Genomic DNA, 17,300 nt, shown 5'->3' on the forward strand with positions numbered 1-17,300 from the left:
GAAAATGCCCCACACACGCAGCCCGCGATTGTACCGCGCGACGCCATGCGCCCGCGGCCGGACCGCCCACCCCTGTGCGCTTACTTTTTCTCCGGCTCAGGATTGCCTTGCGGATTGGCCTGCGGATTACCCGGCGCCGTGCCGGCATTGACCGGACCACCGGGCGTAAACGGGAAGGTCGCGAACATCGACTTCGCCTGGGTCTGCATCTGCTCCTGCATCTGCACGAACATGTTCTTCGACTGCTCGATGTAGCTGGTCATCATGCCCTGCATCATCGGCGCCTGCATGTTCATGAATTGCGACCAGACTTCGGGATTCATCGCCTTGCCTTCGTACAGATTTTTCGACTGGTCGGCGAGCTTCGCCTGAATGTCGATGAAGGCCTGGATGTTCTTCTCGAGATACGTGCCCATCATGCCCTGCATCGCATGACCGTAGAAGCGGATGATCTGCGACAACATCGACGACGAGAACATCGGCAAGCCGCCGCTTTCCTCGTCGAGAATGATCTGCAACAGAATGGCGCGCGTCAGATCCTCGTTGCTCTTTGCATCGATGACCTTGAAATCCTCCTGATCCAGCACGAGTTGCTTCACGTCAGTCAGCGTGATGTACGTGCTTGTCTCGGTATCGTAGAGCCGACGATTCGGATATTTCTTGATCAGTCGTTCGGCTGTTTTCTTTGTAGTAGTAGTCATTTAACGCCTTTGAGCGCGAGTTGAGCGCGGAAACGGCGTCATACCGGCTGCGCAATCGGGCCATTGCGCAGCGAGACGCCGCCGGAACCATCTGAGCCATGGCGCGCTGCCTTGTGAGCGGCGCGCCGGTGACTCAGCCCATATGCAAACCACCATTCAGCGAGAAGTCAGCGCCCGTCGAGAAACCCGATTCTTCCGACGCGAGCCACGCGACGATCGAACCGATTTCGTCCGGTTGGCCGAGACGACGCACCGGAATCGTTGCGACGATTTTCTCCAGCACGTCCGGCCGGATCGACTTGACCATATCGGTGCCGATGTAGCCCGGCGACACGGTGTTGACCGTCACGCCCTTGGTGGCCACTTCCTGCGCCAGCGACATCGTGAAGCCGTGAATGCCGGCCTTCGCGGTCGAGTAATTGGTCTGGCCGAACTGGCCCTTCTGACCGTTCACTGACGAGATGTTGACGATCCGTCCAAAGCCGCGCTCGACCATGCCGTCGATCACCTGCTTGGTGACGTTGAACAGGCTGGTCAGGTTGGTGTCGATCACCGCCGTCCAGTCTTCGTGCGTCATCTTGCGGAACACCACGTCGCGCGTGATACCGGCGTTATTCACCAGAATGTCGATCTCACCGACTTCGCTCTTGACCTTGTCGAACGCGACCTTGGTGGATTCCCAATCGCCGACGTTGCCTTCGGACGCGATGAAATCGTAGCCCAGCGCCTTCTGCTCTTCGAGCCACTTCACACGGCGCGGCGAGTTCGGGCCGCAGCCCGCGACCACCTTGTAGCCTTCTTTGTGCAGCCGCTGGCAAATGCTCGTGCCGATGCCACCCATCCCGCCCGTTACGTACGCAATTCGCTGTGTCATAAACCACACTCCGTTATCGTTTTCGAGGCGCCGACCGGCGCCTCTTCCCTCGCCTGATACTTCATCTCCGCTGCCGCCGGGCGACCGGCCGACGAGGCCATTTCAGCCACACGCTCCCTGCTGCCCTGCGGCGCGTGGCATTCCTACGTGACGCGAAACCGGCGCCTCATGGACGCCCGTCCCGCACGACACACCTACCTGTTGAACCCGAACCCGAACCGGTTAATCGCGCTCGATCGCCAGCGCGACGCCCATGCCGCCGCCGATACACAGCGACGCCAGACCCTTCTTCGCATCGCGCTTCTGCATTTCGTGCAGCAGCGTGACGAGAATCCGGCAACCGGACGCACCGATCGGATGGCCGATCGCAATCGCGCCACCATTCACGTTGATCTTCGACGTGTCCCAGCCCATCTGCTGATTCACCGCGCACGCCTGGGCGGCGAACGCTTCGTTGATTTCCATCAGGTCAAGGTCGGCCGGCGTCCAGCCCGCGCGCTCGAGACAGCGGCGCGAAGCCGGCACCGGGCCCATGCCCATCACCTTCGGATCCAGACCCGAGGTGGCGTATGCCTTGATGCGCGCGAGCGGCTTGAGGCCGAGCGCTTCGGCCTTCTTCGCCGACATCACCAGCACTGCGGCAGCGCCGTCGTTCAGACCCGACGCGTTGGCGGCCGTCACCGAGCCTTCCTTCGAGAACGCCGGCTTCAGACCCGACAGCGATTCAGCCGTCACGCCGTGGCGCACGAATTCGTCGGTCGCGAAACGCAGCGGCTCGCCCTTGCGTTGCGGAATCTCGACCGGCACGATTTCGTCGTCGAAACGGCCGGCCTTCTGCGCGGCTTCCGCCTTGTTCTGCGACGCCGCTGCAAACGCGTCCTGCTGCTCGCGCGTAATGCCGTATTCCCTGGCGACGTTTTCCGCCGTCACGCCCATGTGGTACTGGTTGTAGACGTCCCACAGGCCGTCGACGATCATCGAATCGACCAGCTTCGCGTCACCCATGCGGAAACCGTCGCGCGAGCCCGGCAGTACGTGCGGCGCGGCGCTCATGTTTTCCTGGCCGCCGGCAATCACGATGTCGGCGTCGCCCGCGATAATCGCGTTGGCTGCCAGCATCACGGCCTTCAGGCCCGAGCCGCACACCACGTTGATCGTCATGCCCGGCACGGCATTGGGCAAGCCCGCCTTGATCAGCGACTGACGCGCCGGATTCTGGCCGGAAGCCGCGGTCAGCACCTGACCCAGAATCACTTCGCTCACCTGCTCGGGCTTCAGACCGGCCCGTTCGAGTACGGCACGAATCACCGTGGCGCCAAGCTCGGGCGCGGCGACCTTCGCCAACGACCCACCGAATTTGCCCACTGCCGTACGGGCGGCCGATACGATCACAACATCAGTCATTTCTATATCCTCCGGGCAAGCCAGCCAACTGCGCCGCAGCCCGTCAAGTTAAAAATCTCGTTGCTCAATCTCGCAGCACTTGCGCTCTGACTCGTTCAGTCGCGCGCGTTGCAACCTCTGCAACGGCACGCGACACCGCGCTGTGACGCGCGTTCAAACCTACTCCCGTTGCCGCACGTAACGTCCCGGCGCCGGCTCGATGACCGGATAGTCCGCCGAACCGGCCGCCGCGCGCGGTTTAACCTTTTTGCCGCCGTACTGGTCGAGCCACGTGGACCATTCGGGCCACCAGCTGCCAGGCACTTCGGTCGCCGCGTCGAACCATGCGTCGGCGCTTTCCGGCAGCGTCTTCGCATCGCCTTCCAGCATCCAGAAATTGCGCTTCTTCTTGGCCGGCGGATTGATCACGCCCGCGATGTGACCCGACGCGCCGAGCACGAACTTCAACGGCCCGCTAAGCAGCGGCACCGACGCATACGCCGTTTGCCACGGCACGATATGGTCTTCGCGTGAACCGTAGATGAAGGTCGGCACGTCGATCTTCGACAGATCGACCGGCTCGCCGCAGGTGGTCAACGCACCCGGCTCGCGCAGACGATTCTCGAGGTAGGTATTGCGCAGATACCAGACGTACATCGGACCCGGCAGGCTGGTCGAGTCGCTGTTCCAGTACAGCAGATCGAACGGCACCGGCGTGCGACCCTTGAGGTAATTGTCGACGACGTAGTTCCACACCAGATCGTTCGGCCTCAAAAACGAGAACGTGTTGGCGAATTCGATACCGCGCATGAGTCCCGGCGCCGAGCCGCTCTTGCCGCCGATGGTCTGCTCGCGCATCTGCACATGCTGCTCGTCGACGAACACGTCGAGCACGCCGGTGTCGGTGAAGTCGAGCATCGCGGTGAGCAGGGTCATGGACGCCGCCGGATGTTCGCCACGCGCCGCGGCCACTGACAGCGCGGTGGCGAGCATCGTGCCGCCCACGCAGAAACCGAGCGTGTTGATCTGCTCACGGCCGCTGATCTTGCTGACCGTTTCGATAGCGCGCAGCACGCCGTCGCCGATGTAGTCGTCCCACGTTTTATGCGCGATCGACTGATCCGCATTGCGCCACGAAATCAGGAACACCTGGTGCCCCGAATCGAGCCCGTGCGCGACCAGCGAATTCTCCGGCTGCAGATCGAGAATGTAGAACTTGTTGATGCAAGGCGGCACGATCAGCAAAGGCCGCTCGCGCACGGTAGCCGTGCGCGGCTTGTACTGGATCACCTGCATCAGCTCGTTTTCGAACACGACCGAGCCTTCGGTGTTCGCGAGGTTTTCGCCGACCACGAAACGCGATTCGTCGGTCTGCGAAATCTTGCCGCGCTGCAAGTCGCCGAGCAGGTTCATCACACCCTGGCGCAAGCTCTCGCCCTTGCTGTCCAGCAAGGTCTTTTGCGCTTCCGGATTCAACGCGAAGAAGTTGCTCGGCGAGGCCGCCGCGGTCCACTGCTGGACCGCGAAACGAACCCGTTCGCGCACCTTCGGATCGGTGTCGAGCGCGTCGACCATCTCTTGCAGATAGCGCGCATTCAACAGATACCAGGCGGCGGTAAACGCGTAGGCCGGCGCTGCGCTCCATGCTTCGGAACTGAAGCGGCGATCCTTGAGTTCGGGGGACTTGACGGCCGACGAGGTGGCTTGCTGGATCAACTCCAGTGCCTCACGCGAATAATCGGCCTGCAGTTTTTGCATCCGCTCCGAAGGAATCGCGGCGCTCGGAATATTCAAACCGGCGAAGGACGGCAGCGACGGCATGCCGCCCGCGGCCAGCTTGCTGAAGTCGGGCATGCCCGGGAACGACGGCATTTGCGGCATACCGAATCCCGCCAAGGGCGGGACGCCCATTTGCGGCATGTTCGGGACAGTGGGCATTTGCGGCATGGCGAACGGCAAGCCGTTGCCGCCAGGCTGCGTACCGACCGAACGCCACGCATTCATCCACAGGTCGAGTAATTGCTGCATGCCTGCGGCTGGCGTTGCACCGCTCGTACCGGCCTGCTGCGTCTGCTCCTTCGAGGAGTCCGTGCTGGGGGAAGCTGAGGAATGTGATGCTGCCATGCCTGCTTTTGACCGGTAAGTCCTTGCGGACGGGTTGAGAGGCAGGTTCGTGCGCAAGTGGGCGATTGCTCGCGACCTCGTCACGCCCTGTCCTGCACGAGGAGCCGTGAGGAACATTCTTGCTCCCCATCGCAAGGCATGTCAATGCTTGTTCCTGATTTTGCCGCAGTGCGATAGTTTTTTAATTATCGTTTTCCCTGTGTAGAAGATCGCGCTTTTGCGACATGAGTGAACGGAAGTGCGAACAGGCGAAAAAAGCTCCCATAGAGCATGGGCTTATGTGTGTTTATCCGTTCGCGTGTGGCGCTTTTTTGCGGCAGTTTTGCGCTAGCTCAGAGAATTCCGGCAGTGCAGCAAAATAGCGTGCCGCGTCTCCGAACAAACCCTCATACGCGGGTCCGCAGGAATGGGCCGCGGGCTTTCCGGCAGGCTTCCAGGGGATCCCCAAACGCAGCACGCCCGCATGATCGCGCCGGTGAAGAAAGGCGTGGTCATGCGGGCGTGGGTAGCGTTTTTTTGCAGCTGAACTAGTCGGCGATCGCCTTTACCTGATCGTCCAGCCAGATCAGCGCGGCCATGCGGCCGGTCTCGCGATCGCGGCGATAGGAATAGAAACGATCGCGTTGCGTGACCGTGCAAAGATCGCCGCCGACCACGCGCGTCACACCGAGCCGTTGCAAACGCAAACGCGCCAGCGCCGGCAGATCGGCAAGATATTTACCCGGATTGTGCGGACGCCCGACGAACGCATTCGCCGTCGCCTCGCGTTGTGCGCCGTCCACGCCGTTCATGAAGGCGTCACGCACGTCTGCACCGACCTCGAATGCATCGGGCCCGATCGACGGTCCGAGATAAGCGTGCAATGCGCTTGTCTCGACACCCGCGAGTTCGGCGACGCGCTGCGCCGTCTGTTCGACGATGCCCGCCGCCAGGCCACGCCACCCCGCGTGCGCGGCGCCGACCGCGCGGCCCGCTTCGTCGCAGAACAGCACCGGCATGCAGTCGGCCACCATCACCACGCAGACGGTGCCGGGACGATCGGTGATGCTGGCATCGGCGCGCGTCGGCGTATCGCTCGCGTGACGCTGCGCCAGCACGTCTTCCGCGCGCACGATCCCCGCGCCGTGAATCTGCTCGAGCCACGCGGCCTCGCTCACGCCCGCGAGTGCCAGCAGCCGCGCGCGGTTGATCGCGACCGCGGCCGGATCGTCGCCGGCTTTCATGCCCAGATTCAGGCCGCCGGGCTGCTCCGCACCGTCCTGCCAGCGGCCGAACGGCGGCAGACTCACGCCGCCGTTGCGCGTGGTGACCAGCGCGCGCACGCGCGGCGAGACGTTCCACGCGGGCTGCACGAGATCGGCAAAGCTCAGTTCCGGCACACTCATGTGCGATCGTCCTTGTCGTGGGGGCCGGCTTCGTCCTGATCGTCGTCGCCGTGGTCGCCGTCGTGATCGTTTTCGCCGTCGTGATCGTGATCGTCGTCCGCGTCGTCGTGGTCGAGCGCGCCGTCTTCGTCGGCATCGCCGTCGAGCGACGCGTCGTAGTCGTCGTCCTCGTAATACGTCTCGTCGAACTCGCCCGCGTCGTCTCGCCCGAGACCCAAGGCCACCGACAATGCCTCCATGTCCTCCGGCACATTGGCGCGCCAGTTCATCGTGCGGCCGGTTTTCGGATGCGTCAGCCCCAGCCGCCAGGCATGCAGCGCCTGACGCGCGAAGCCGCCGGGCAGCGGCTTGACCGAGCGCTTGCCGCGCGCGTGCCCATACACCGGATCGCCCAGCAGCGGATGCCCGATATGCGCGCAATGCACGCGAATCTGATGGGTGCGACCGGTTTCCAGATCGCAGGTAATCGCGGTCACCGGCTGGCGCTCCCAGATCGCCGTTTCGACGCGCCGGAAATGCGTGCGCGCCGGTTTGCCCGTCGCGCCCGTCACCACCGCCATGCGCGTGCGTTCACGCGGATCGCGGCCGATCGGCGCGTCGATCGTGCCGCTCTCGGGCATGTTGCCCCACACCAGCGCGAGATACCGGCGCTTCACCGTATGCGCCTGCAACTGGCGCACCAGATCGGTCTGCGCTTCGAGCGTGCGCGCCACCACCATCAGCCCGGAAGTTTCCTTGTCGAGCCGGTGCACGATACCCGCGCGCGGCAAGCCCGCCGCCGCGTCGCCGTAGCGGTACAGCAGGCCGTTCAGGAGCGTGCCGCTCCAGTTGCCGGCAGCCGGATGCACGACCATGCCGGCCGGCTTGTTAATGACCACCAGCGTATCGTCTTCATAGACGATCTCGAGCGGCACCGGCTCCGGCGTGAACGCGAGTTGTTCGGGCAGCAGATCCGGCACGAGTTCGATAGTCGCGCCGAGCGGCACCGGCTGACGGATCTTCGCGGGCTTGCCGTCGATCCGCACGCGCTCCGCCTCGATCCAGCTCTGCAGGCGGTTACGCGAGAACTCGGGGAATACCCTCGCCAGCACCTTATCGAGCCGGTCGCCGGCCATTTCGTCGGGCACGACGATGTAGCGCGGGGTCTCGTCCGTGACGCGGTTAGCCACCGTCGGCGCAAGGCTTTGCGGGTCGACGGCGTCTAGCGCGTCGCTGCCGAGATCGTCGTCGAGGGAATCGACGCCCAACGCGTCGGAGGGGTCAGCGCTTACGCTATAATCTTTGTTGCTATTCCCGGCACCGGTTGCGGTACCTGGAGTATTTGAGCGGGTCATTGAGTCTGGGTCACCTGGACGTAAAGCTAGACTGGAAAATGCGAGCCTTGAACACCATCACTAAAGCGGCGATCAATTTGGCGGCCATCAAGAAGGCGGCCCGTAAAGTGGCCGGATACATTGCGTGTGCCGCAGCCGTCGCCGTTGTTGCGGCTTGTCACGGCCTGCCGGAGAAGACCGACGAAACGGCAACGTGGAACAACAACAAATTATATACGGAGGCGAACGACGCCTTGACCGGTGGTGATTTCGGCAAGTGCGCGAAGTACTTCGAAATGCTCGAGGGGCGCGATCCGTTCGGCCACTTCGCGCAGCAGGCGCAGATCAACGTCGCGTACTGCAACTGGAAAGACAATGAAAACGCCGCCGCCGACCAGGCGATCGACCGCTTCATCCAGTTGCATCCGGATCACCCGGACATCGCCTACGCGTACTACCTGAAGGGCATGATCCACTTCAACGACGACCTCGGTCTGTTCGGCCGCTTCTCCGGCCAGGACATGAGCGAGCGCGATCCGAAGTCGCTGCGCGAGTCGTATGACGCGTTCAAGGTCGTGGTCGACAAGTACCCGAACAGCAAGTACGCGCCGGACGCCGCGCAACGCATGCGCTATATCGTCAACGCGCTGGCCTCGCACGAAGTCCACGCGGCGGATTACTACTACCGCCGTGGCGCGTATGTCGCCGCGATCAACCGCGCGCAACTGGCGCTGACGCAATACAAGAACGCACCGGCTATTGAAGACGCACTGCACATCATGATGCTGTCGTACGAGAAGCTGAACCAGCCGCAACTGGCCGACGACACCAAGCGCGTGCTGGCCGGCACCTTCCCGGACAGCCCGTACATCACGGGTCATGCACGGCCGGGTAAGGAAAAGTCGTGGTGGCAATTCTAAGCCGCACCACGGCACGCTGAAATTCAGCGTCAGCCTGGAAAGAAAAAACGCCACGACCCAAGGTCGTGGCGTTTTTGTTTGTGCGGCTAGCTCGGCTTGTACGGCTTGCAGGCCTTACGACCCGGCAGCCGCCGCACTCAGTCCCGCTCGAACAACGCAATCGACTCCACATGCGACGTATGCGGGAACATGTTCACCACGCCCGCGCCCACCAACCGGTAGCCGGCATCGTGCACCAGCAGGCCGGCATCGCGCGCGAGCGTAGCGGGCGCACAGGACACATAGACGATGCGCTTCGGCAGCGGACCATTGCCGCTTTGCGCAATCTCCACGAGCGCGCGGGCGACGGCCAGCGCGCCTTCGCGCGGCGGATCGATCAGGAATTTGTCGAAGTGACCGAGCGCGCGGAAGTCGTCGGCGGTGACTTCGAACAGGTTGCGGCACGCAAACGACGTATGTCCCGCCACACCGTTCAGCCCGGCATTCTCGAGCGCGCGCGAGGTCAGCGCCTCACTGCCTTCGATCCCCACCACTTCCCGCGTGATCCGCGCGAGCGGCAGCGTGAAATTGCCGATCCCGCAGAACAGATCCAGCACCCGGTCGGACCGCGCCGGCGCCAGCAGCCTCAACGCGCGGCTGATCAGCACGCGGTTGATCGCGTGATTCACCTGGGTGAAATCGGTCGGCTTGAACGGCATACGGATGCCGTATTCCGGCAGCGTGTAGTCGAGCTGCTGGTCGAGCGGATAGAACGGCGCGGCCGTTTCCGGGCCGCCCGGCTGCAGCCACCACTGCACCTTGTGCTGGTCGGCGAAATCGCGCAGCACCTGTTCATCGGCCTCCGTAATCGGCGCCAGGATGCGCAGCACCATGGCGGTGATCGACGAACCCACCGCCAGCTCGATCTGCGGCAGACGCTCGTAGATCGACAGCTTGCGGATCATGAAGCGCAGCGGCATCAGCATCGCCGATATATGCTGCGGCAGCACCTCGCAGGTCTTCATGTCGGCGATATCGCTGCTCTTCTTCTCGTGGAAGCCGATCCGCATGCCGCCCTTTTCGGGCAGAAAACGCACCGCCAGACGGGCGCGATAGCGATAACCCCAAGCCGGGCCGTGAATCGGCCGGAATACGGTTTCCGGGCGCAGCTTCGCCAGATGCTTCAGATTGTCCTCGAGCACGCGCTGCTTGACGGCGACCTGCGCGCGGATGTCGAGATGCTGCATCGAACAGCCGCCGCAACTATCGAAGTAGCTGCATTTCGGCTGGGTGCGGATCACGCTTTCACGCAATACCTGCACGACCTCGGCCTGTTCGAATTTCGCCTTGCTGCGATGCGTCGAATAGCTGACGCGCTCGCCGGGCAACGCGCCTTCGACAAAAATCACCTTGCCGGGCGTGCCGTCTTCGGTCTCGACGCGGCCGACGCCGCGCGCTTCCATATCGAGCGAAACGATTTCAATGACCGGCTCGTTGCCGGTGACGACGAGTGCGGGCGCCGGCCGGGACGACTTCTGTCGCTTCGGCGAGCGACGATGGGGGGCAGTTCGGGACACCTGCGACTTCCTGACAAACTTGGGGGAAGGCGAGATTGTAGACGAAGCGCCCGCCTTGCCCGCGATTCGGCAAACGAAGCGGCAACGGCGAGCGGGCTAGCGGGCTATCGGCCTGCTACTGATCGAACGCCGCCAGATACTCGGCCCATTGCGGCGCCGCCTCCTGCGCGAGCGCATTTTTCACCAGATTGATTTCGTCGGCATATTCTTCGGCGGAAAACGCGCCGCGAATCAGCTGGAACCGGCAATACAACAGGTAAGTATTCACGACATCGGTTTCGCAGTAATTGCGGATTTCTTCGATCCGCCCTTCCTGGTACGCGTGCCACACCTGGCTGCCGTCCATGCCCATCTTGCCGGGGAAGCCGCACATCTTGGCGAGCGCGTCGAGCGGCGCGTTGGCGCGCGCCTGGTACATGGCGAGCACGTCCATCAGATCCGTGTGACGCGCGTGGTAGCGGCTGATGTAGTTGTTCCACTTGAACTCGCGGTCGTCCTCGCCGAGGTCCCAGAAGCGGGGAGCGGGGATGCCGTTGACCAACGCCCGGTAGTTCAGCACCGGCAGATCGAAGCCGCCGCCGTTCCACGACACGAGCTGCGGCGTGTACTTCTCGATGACGCGATAGAACGATTGCACCAGCGCGGCTTCACCGTCTTGCAGCGTGCCGAGCGAGCGCACGCGGAAGCCGTTGTTGTCGCGGAATACGCAGGAAATCGCCGCGACCCGTTGCAGGTGATGCGGCAGGAAATCGCCGCCGGTCTTTTCGCGGCGCGCGGCGAACGCGTGCTCGGCGACTTCGGCGTCGCTCAGTGTGGCGGGCAAATTGTCGAGGCGGCGAATGCCGGCGACATCGGGAATCGTCTCGATGTCGAATACAAGAATCGGTGTCATCAGTCTAGAGAACGGCGTCCTTGCGAACGCCATTGGAGGCGAAGAAGCGCTTCAAACGCACCAGCGCTTCCTGTTGGATCTGGCGCACACGCTCGCGCGTGAGGCCCATTTCGTCGGCCAGCTCTTCGAGCGTGGCGGGTTCGATGTGGTTGAGCCCAAAGCGGCGCTCGATCACATGACGATGTTTGTCCGACAGGCGCGCGAGCCACGCCCGCGTGAGCGTTTCCAGTTCGCGATGCTGGACTTCGGCGTCCGGCGACTGGCTCTGGTCGTCGGACAGCAAGTCGAGCAGGCTGCTGGCCGGATCGAGGTCGAGCGGCGCGTCCAGCGACGCGGTGTGTTCGTTCAGCGCGAGGATGTCGGTGACTTCGTCGGTGGTCTTGCCGGTCAGATAGGCAATGTCGTCGATGCTGGCGTCACGGCGCTCGGCCGCCTCACCCGAGTTCATCGAATTCTTTTCCAGATGGCGCTTGGCGCGCAGCACCTGATTGAGCTCGCGAATCACGTGAACAGGCAAACGCACGGTGCGCGCCTGGTTCATGATCGCGCGCTCGATGCTCTGGCGGATCCACCAGGTGGCGTAAGTCGAAAAGCGGAAGCCGCGCGTCGGATCGAATTTTTCGATCGCGTGCATCAGGCCGAGATTGCCCTCTTCGATCAGATCAAGCAGCGGCACGCCGCGGTTCAGATAACCCTTGGCAATGCTGACCACGAGCCGCAAATTACGCTCGATCATGACCTGCCGCGCGTCGAACTCGCCGGCCTTCGCAAGACGCGAGTATTTCTGCTCTTCCTCGACGGTGAGCAGCGGCTTGACGCTAATGCGGTTCAGGTAGTGCTGAATGGTGTCGGCCGTCAGCTCGGCTTGCAACAGCGCGCGGAAATCGTCGGCGTCGGGCGCGGCTTCGGGCGTGCTTTCGCGGGCGTCGCCGCCCTCTTCCGCGCCGCTCTGACGCTCGTCGAGATCGCGCTCTTCGGCGATCTCTTCTTCCACCTCCGAAGCGCCGCTTTCGTCCACCGAAGCGGATACAGCTTGGCTGGTCTTTCCAGACTCGGCTTGCGGCGGGCGGCGCTTCGTTTTCGGCATGGTCGTTTCGCTTATTGCGGCGGCAAATACTTCAGTGGGTCGACAGGTTTACCCTGCCGGCGAACTTCGAAATGCAACATCACGCGGTCGGAATCGCTATTGCCCATCTCAGCGATTTTCTGCCCCTTCGTTACCGCGTCTCCCTCTTTTACCATCAAAGCGCGGTTGTGTGCATACGCCGTGAGATAAGTTGCATCATGCTTGATGATAATGAGATTGCCGTAACCACGCAGCCCATTTCCGGCATAAACCACCCGGCCATCCGCCGAGGCTTTCACCGGGTCGCCCGCCGCGCCGCCGATATTGACGCCCTTGTTGGTCGAATCGTTGAAGGTGCCGAGGAGCGGCCCGCGCACCGGCCAGGCGAAGCTCACGTTGCCGGCCGCGGCGCCCGAATCGCTGGCGGCGCCCGGCGCCGGCGGCGTGAGCGAGGCGTTGTTCGCGCCCGAGCCGTAGATCGGCGGTGCGGCAACACCTGCTGCCGCACCCACGGCCGGCGGCGTGCTGCCGAGTGGCGCGCTTTGCACGGCGCCGCCATTGCCGATCGGCGCGGTCGACACACCCGGCGTCAGCGCCGCGGTGTTCGCACCCGGCGGCACCACGCGCAGCAACTGATCCACTTCGATCTGATTCGGGTTGGTCAGATTGTTCCACGTCGAGATGTCGCGGTAGTTCTGGCCGTTTTCCAGCGCGATCCGATACAGCGTGTCGCCTGGCTTCACGCGATAGTAGCCGGGCGGCGGCGGGCCGAGCGGCACCGGCGGCTGCGCAGCCTGCGTGCCGAGCGCGCCGCTGCCGGAGCGGTCGATCACGGGCGCCTGGTCGAGCCTCGTCGCGCATGCCGTCATCAGCAGGGACAAGGCGAGCACGCACACGCTACGCTGGGTTACGGTCATCGGGACATTCAGGCTGGTTCTTTGCATGGCGCGCAACATACTCATCGGTGTTAAATCACTCCGGATTTTAAGGGTACAAAGAAAACGCGATCAAGCCGTGACTCGCGCCATTGCGCGGGTCCGGTCCGCTCGACCAGAGTCAGCACCTGATTCTGGCCTTCCTGCGAGCCGACCGGCGCAACCAGACGGCCGCCGATCGCGAGTTGTTCAAGTAATGCAGGCGGTACGTCGAGCCCCGCCGCGGCGATCAGGATCGCGTCGAACGGCGCCGCCGCCGGCAAGCCTAGCCGCCCGTCGCCGTAATGCAGGCGAATGTTCGGAATGCGCAGCGGACGCAAGTTTGTCTTGGCGCGTTCGGACAGCGGCTTGATGCGTTCGATCGAGTAAACCTCGCGCGCCACCTGGCTCAGCACCGCCGCCTGGTAACCGCAACCCGTGCCGATCTCGAGCACCGTGTTCAACGCGCGGCCGGCCGCGGCCAGTTCGATCATTCGCGCGACGACCGACGGCTTCGAGATCGTCTGGTGATGACCGATCGGCAACGCGGCATCTTCGTAAGCCTGGGCCGCGAGGCCCGGGTCGACGAACATGTGACGCGGCACCACCGACATCGCGTTCAACACGCGCTGATCGGTCACGCCGTTCGCACGCAGGCGTTCGACCATCCGTTCGCGAACCCGTTCCGAAGTCAGTGCCAGGGCGCCGTTCAATGCGACGTTCGGCGCGGCGGTGCGCTCGCTCGCGCGGGGTTTCGCCGATGGCGCCGGATGCGAAGCCGCGCGCGTGCTCAAGCCCGGCATGGCGGGTTTGAGCGGCGCTTTGGCTGACGCCGCGGCTTGCGGCTTAGGCGAAGTGACGAGCTGGGACGGTACTTGCGGCTTGGCCTGCACCGGAGACTGAACCTGCGCTCGTGCTTGCACCGTCGCTTGCGGCTTAGCTTGCGGGCTGACTTGCGGCTTAGCTTGCGCCTTACCGCCCGCGCTAGCCGGCGACTTCTTCGCCGGCTGCTGCCGCGCATTCAGCGCCGCGCTCGCGGCCAACGCCGCCGCGCGTATTTCGCCCGGGCGCCCCTCGGGCCGGCGCGGTTCGCGCACCAGGTCCTCGAGGCCGAGCGGAAAACGCTTGGCGCGCTCGCTCGTCATGAAGCGCTGCTGCCGGCGCGCAACCAGTCGCGCGCCGCGGGCAGCATTTGCGTATGGGTCAAGTCGAGCTGCAGCGGCGTGATCGACACGTGGCCATTGGCGACGGCGTGGAAGTCCGTGCCTTCGCTCGCATCGCGCGCGCTGCCCGCCGGGCCGATCCAGTAGATCGGTTCGCCGCGCGGATTGGTCTGGCGGATCACCGGCTGCGACGGATGCCGCTTGCCGAGACGCGTGATCTGCCAGCTTTTGAGTTGCTCGTACGGCAGATTGGGAATGTTCACGTTCAGCAACGGATGCCCAGCCAACGGCTGTTCGAGATAATGCGCGACGATCTCGGTGGCGACGCGCACCGCGTCGTCGAGATGCACCCAGTCCTTGTCGACCAGCGAAAACGCGATGGCCGGCACGCCGAACATGATGCCTTCCGTAGCGGCGGCGACGGTGCCCGAATACAGCGTGTCTTCGCCCATGTTCTGACCGTTGTTGATACCGGAGACTACGAGGTCGGGCGTATGGTCGAGCATGCCGGTCAGCGCGATATGCACCGAGTCGGTGGGCGTGCCGTTCACGTAGTAGAAACCGTTCGCCGAACGCAGGACCGAGAGCGGCCGCGACAGCGTCAGGGAATTCGACGCGCCGCTGCAATTCTGTTCGGGAGCCATCACGGTGACGTCTGCGATCGGCTTGAGCGCTTCGTAAAGCGCAGCAAGGCCTGGCGCCAGATAACCGTCGTCGTTGCTGAGTAGGATTCGCATGCGGCGATTGTAACCGAGGAAAGATGGCGCGCGGACGACACGGCGGCCCGTGTTCGCCTCGTGTTCGCCTCGTGTTCGCCCCGCCTCCGCCCCGTATGCACGACGCACATGCGAGGGTGATGACCACCGGCGCGGGTCGCATGACGGCATGCCTATCGAGCGCGTCCCGCCCCCTCGATCGTGAGCGCCGCGAGGATAAAAACGCACGGTCGTGCGGATTGTTTTACACTCGACACGCTTGCCGCACCTCGAAGAAAATCCCCAGTAAGACCCTGATCGATATGGAGACACGATGCGCGCGATTCGCTGTAATCAATACGGCCCGCCGGAGAGCCTGGTCGTCGACAATCTGCCGGACCTCGAGCCGCCGCCCGGTCACGTGGTGATCGATGTCAAGGCCGCCGCCGTCAATTTCCCCGACGTGCTGATCATCGAGAACAAATACCAGTTCAAACCGCCGCTGCCGTTCACGCCCGGCTCGGAAATCGCGGGCGTGGTGCGCGCGGTCGGCGCCGACGTGAGCCAGTTCAAACCCGGTTCGCGCGTGATCGCCTTCACCGGCCAGGGCGGCTTCGCGGAGCAGGCGCTGGCGCCGGCCGCCGCGTGCGTGCCGCTGGCGGACGGCGTCGACTTCGATGTCGCCGCGGCGTTCACGCTCGCGTATGGCACCTCGCATCACGCGGTGGTCGATCGTGGCGCCTTGCAGGCCGGCGAGACGATGCTGGTGCTCGGCGCGGCCGGCGGCGTCGGCCTCGCGGCGGTCGAGATCGGCAAGGCGCTCGGCGCGCGCGTGATCGCGGCGGCATCGAGCGACGAGAAGCTCGCCACCTGCGTGAAGCACGGCGCGGACGCGACGATCAACTACAGCACCGAAGACCTGCGCGAGCGCATCAAGGCGCTCACCGACGGCAAAGGTCCCGACGTGATCTACGACCCGGTCGGCGGCATTTACGCGGAGCCGGCGTTCCGCAGCATCGGCTGGCGCGGACGCTATCTGGTGGTCGGCTTTGCCAATGGCGAGATTCCGAAGCTGCCGCTCAATCTGACGCTGCTCAAGGGCGCGAGTCTGGTCGGCGTTTTCTGGGGCGATTTTGCGAAGCGCGAGCCGCAGCGCAATCACGCGGCGTTCCAGCAGATGACCCAGTGGATCGGCGAAGGCAAGCTCAAGCCGTACGTGTCGGCGCGCTACGCGCTGGAAGACACCGGCCGCGCATTGCGTGATATGGCCGAGCGGCGTGTGATCGGCAAGGTGGTGATTACGCCGTAGCCTTCGGGCTGTTGCCGGACGGTGCTGCCTGAAGCGCAGCGAACCGTCGAACAGCGGCCTTACAAAACAGCCTTAAAAACCCAAAAAAACGGCGCGCGGTTTTCAAACCACGCGCCGTTTCTTTTGCGCCTCGCTATCGTTGCGCCTACAACTTTTCCGTCTCGCCCGATTTCGGTTGCCACTTCATCAAACGCCGCTCGCCGACGCCGACAATCGCATCGAGAATCAGCGCGAAGGCGGTCAACACCAGAATCCCGGCGAACACCGTGTTGATGTCGAAGGTGCCTTCGGCTTGCAGAATCAGATAGCCGACGCCGCGCGCCGAGCCCAGATACTCCCCCACCACCGAGCCGACGAACGCCAGCCCCACCGCCGTATGCAAGCTCGAAAACACCCAGCTCATCGCGCTCGGCAAATACACGAAGCGCAACAACTGCTTGCGGTTCGCGCCGAGCATGCGGGCGTTGGCGAGCACCACCGGACTGACTTCCTTCACACCCTGGTAGACGTTGAAGAACACGATAAAGAACACCAGCGTGACGCCGAGCGCGACCTTCGACCAGATGCCCAGACCGAACCAGACGCCGAAGATCGGCGCGAGAATCACGCGCGGCATCGAGTTGGCGGCTTTGATGTACGGATCGAACAGCGCGCTCGCCAGCGGCGACAGCGCGAGCCACAAACCGACGCCGAGTCCGAGCCCAGTGCCGAGCGCGAACGCAAGCACGGTCTCGACCAGCGTGATCCACAGGTGCAGATAGATCTCGCCGCCCGTGAACCACTCCCAGATGCGCTGCAGCACCTTCTGCGGCTCGCCGAAGAAGAACGCAGCCTTGTTCGGATCGTCGAAATAGAACGGCGGCAGCAGCGTCGGACTGGTCAGCACGTACCAGAGCACGAAACACAGCACCAGCAGCAGCCATTGCCAGATCACCAGATTCGCCCGGTTCGGGCGCAACGTCTTCCACATGACTCGGTTTGCCTTCGACGATGGATTAGCCTACG

Annotated in this window: 15 protein-coding genes; 2 read left to right on the forward strand and 13 right to left on the reverse strand. The window is 63.7% G+C overall.

The window, feature by feature from the left end; all coding sequences use genetic code 11:
* Positions 1-80: 80 nt before the first annotated feature.
* From phaR to FA94_RS10310, 6 genes are all read right to left on the reverse strand, one after another.
* Positions 81-701 (reverse strand): polyhydroxyalkanoate synthesis repressor PhaR, encoded by a 621-nt coding sequence (phaR, locus tag FA94_RS10285; protein WP_035550412.1) that lies wholly within the window; start codon positions 699-701, stop codon positions 81-83.
* A 133-nt stretch (positions 702-834) separates the two neighbouring features.
* Entirely contained in the window at positions 835-1,575 is a 741-nt protein-coding gene (locus FA94_RS10290; RefSeq protein WP_035550415.1) for a 3-ketoacyl-ACP reductase, read from the reverse strand.
* 222 nt (positions 1,576-1,797) lie between these two features.
* Complete coding sequence (locus FA94_RS10295; protein ID WP_035550418.1) at positions 1,798-2,979, reverse strand: acetyl-CoA C-acetyltransferase; 1,182 nt, start codon at positions 2,977-2,979, stop codon at positions 1,798-1,800.
* Between the two features lie 159 nt (positions 2,980-3,138).
* On the reverse strand, positions 3,139-4,986 hold the full coding sequence (phaC, locus tag FA94_RS10300; protein WP_035550421.1) for a class I poly(R)-hydroxyalkanoic acid synthase: 1,848 nt from the start codon (positions 4,984-4,986) through the stop codon (positions 3,139-3,141).
* 623 nt (positions 4,987-5,609) lie between these two features.
* Entirely contained in the window at positions 5,610-6,467 is an 858-nt protein-coding gene (gene pgeF, locus FA94_RS10305; RefSeq protein WP_035550423.1) for a peptidoglycan editing factor PgeF, read from the reverse strand.
* Complete coding sequence (locus FA94_RS10310) at positions 6,464-7,801, reverse strand: RluA family pseudouridine synthase (protein WP_035550426.1); 1,338 nt, start codon at positions 7,799-7,801, stop codon at positions 6,464-6,466. Before FA94_RS10310 ends, pgeF begins: the two co-directional genes overlap by 4 nt.
* Positions 7,802-7,839: 38 nt before the next feature.
* Between FA94_RS10310 and FA94_RS10315 the strand changes: the two genes are divergently transcribed.
* The gene (locus FA94_RS10315) at positions 7,840-8,700 is read left to right on the forward strand and encodes an outer membrane protein assembly factor BamD (protein ID WP_035550428.1); all 861 of its coding nucleotides are present in this window, start codon (positions 7,840-7,842) and stop codon (positions 8,698-8,700) included.
* Between the two features lie 137 nt (positions 8,701-8,837).
* Here FA94_RS10315 and rlmD read toward each other — a convergent pair whose 3' ends face one another.
* The 6 genes from rlmD to surE all read right to left on the reverse strand — a co-directional run bounded on the left by rlmD (position 8,838) and on the right by surE (position 15,028).
* Entirely contained in the window at positions 8,838-10,256 is a 1,419-nt protein-coding gene (gene rlmD, locus FA94_RS10320; protein ID WP_035550431.1) for a 23S rRNA (uracil(1939)-C(5))-methyltransferase RlmD, read from the reverse strand.
* A 115-nt stretch (positions 10,257-10,371) separates the two neighbouring features.
* Positions 10,372-11,148 (reverse strand): 3'-5' exonuclease, encoded by a 777-nt coding sequence (locus FA94_RS10325; RefSeq protein ID WP_035550433.1) that lies wholly within the window; start codon positions 11,146-11,148, stop codon positions 10,372-10,374.
* Positions 11,149-11,152: 4 nt separating this feature from the next.
* Positions 11,153-12,235: an RNA polymerase sigma factor RpoS gene (rpoS, locus tag FA94_RS10330; RefSeq protein ID WP_035550435.1), complete on the reverse strand. Its 1,083-nt coding sequence runs from the start codon at positions 12,233-12,235 to the stop codon at positions 11,153-11,155.
* 11 nt (positions 12,236-12,246) lie between these two features.
* Positions 12,247-13,176, reverse strand: a complete 930-nt coding sequence (locus tag FA94_RS10335) for a peptidoglycan DD-metalloendopeptidase family protein (protein ID WP_035550437.1) — start codon at positions 13,174-13,176, stop codon at positions 12,247-12,249.
* Between the two features lie 5 nt (positions 13,177-13,181).
* Positions 13,182-14,273, reverse strand: a complete 1,092-nt coding sequence (locus FA94_RS10340; RefSeq protein WP_035550440.1) for a protein-L-isoaspartate(D-aspartate) O-methyltransferase — start codon at positions 14,271-14,273, stop codon at positions 13,182-13,184.
* A complete protein-coding gene (surE, locus tag FA94_RS10345) occupies positions 14,270-15,028 on the reverse strand; it encodes a 5'/3'-nucleotidase SurE (RefSeq protein ID WP_035550443.1) in 759 nt (252 codons plus the stop codon). Before surE ends, FA94_RS10340 begins: the two co-directional genes overlap by 4 nt.
* 292 nt (positions 15,029-15,320) lie before the next feature.
* Between surE and FA94_RS10350 the strand changes: the two genes are divergently transcribed.
* Positions 15,321-16,295 (forward strand): NADPH:quinone oxidoreductase family protein, encoded by a 975-nt coding sequence (locus FA94_RS10350; RefSeq protein ID WP_035550445.1) that lies wholly within the window; start codon positions 15,321-15,323, stop codon positions 16,293-16,295.
* A gap of 145 nt (positions 16,296-16,440) precedes the next feature.
* Here the strand turns inward: FA94_RS10350 and FA94_RS10355 are convergent, their stop codons facing one another.
* A complete protein-coding gene (locus tag FA94_RS10355; protein ID WP_035550447.1) occupies positions 16,441-17,265 on the reverse strand; it encodes an ABC transporter permease in 825 nt (274 codons plus the stop codon).
* Positions 17,266-17,300: the final 35 nt, after the last annotated feature.

Origin of the sequence: Burkholderia sp. 9120 (assembly GCF_000745015.1) — a bacterium.
Classification (GTDB): domain Bacteria; phylum Pseudomonadota; class Gammaproteobacteria; order Burkholderiales; family Burkholderiaceae; genus Paraburkholderia.